The 778-nt window shown below is 54.5% G+C and carries 1 protein-coding gene; it reads left to right on the forward strand.

Going from position 1 to position 778, the window contains the following annotated elements; translation table 11 throughout:
• Nucleotides 1–778: TonB-dependent receptor domain-containing protein (locus tag GCU44_RS22960; protein ID WP_154859718.1), on the forward strand; the 778-nt coding region annotated here is incomplete at both ends.

Consider the following 778-nt stretch of genomic DNA (forward strand, 5'->3'; position numbering starts at 1 on the left):
CAACGAGGTCAACGATATCAATCAGTACTACGTATTCAACGCCTACGCGGATTACGAATTCTCCCTTCCCGAAAAGCACAGCCTGACCGCCATGGTGGGCTTCAACCAGGAATGGGGGCAAAACAAGCGTATTCGCGCACAGGCCAATACGCTGATCACCCCCTTGATTACCGATTTGAATGCCACCATCGGCATGCAGCAGACGTTTGGTAGTTCCAACCACAATTCCCTCCGGGGCGGTTTTTTCCGGGTCAACTACATTTTCGACGAGCGCTACCTGATCGAATCCAACGGACGCTACGACGGTACCAGCCGTTTCCCCACGGACGATCGCTTTGGTTTCTTTCCTTCCTTATCGGTGGGCTGGAGAATATCGAACGAAAACTTCATGGCCAATACCTCCAGCTGGCTGGACGAGTTGAAGATCCGGGCTTCCTACGGTACACTGGGTAACCAATTGTTGGGGAATAATTTCTACCCCTACATTCCCACCATGGGTATCGGGCAGTCCGGCTTTATGATGACCGCAGGGCAGCGCACGCCGTTTGTTTCCCCTGCTGGCCTGGTGAGCCCCACGCTGACCTGGGAAACGGTGATTTCCCAAAACCTGGGTGTAGACTTTACCATGTTTGGTGGCAAAATTGACGCTTCCTTCGATGTGTTTACGCGGGATACCAAGGACATGCTGATGCGTCAGGAGTATCCGGCGATCCTGGGTACGGCGGCTCCTGCTTCCAATGCGGCCGACTCCCGCACCACCGGTTGGGAACTGGCACTG

It is taken from the genome of Cyclobacterium xiamenense, assembly GCF_009467825.1.
Classification (GTDB): domain Bacteria; phylum Bacteroidota; class Bacteroidia; order Cytophagales; family Cyclobacteriaceae; genus Cyclobacterium; species Cyclobacterium xiamenense.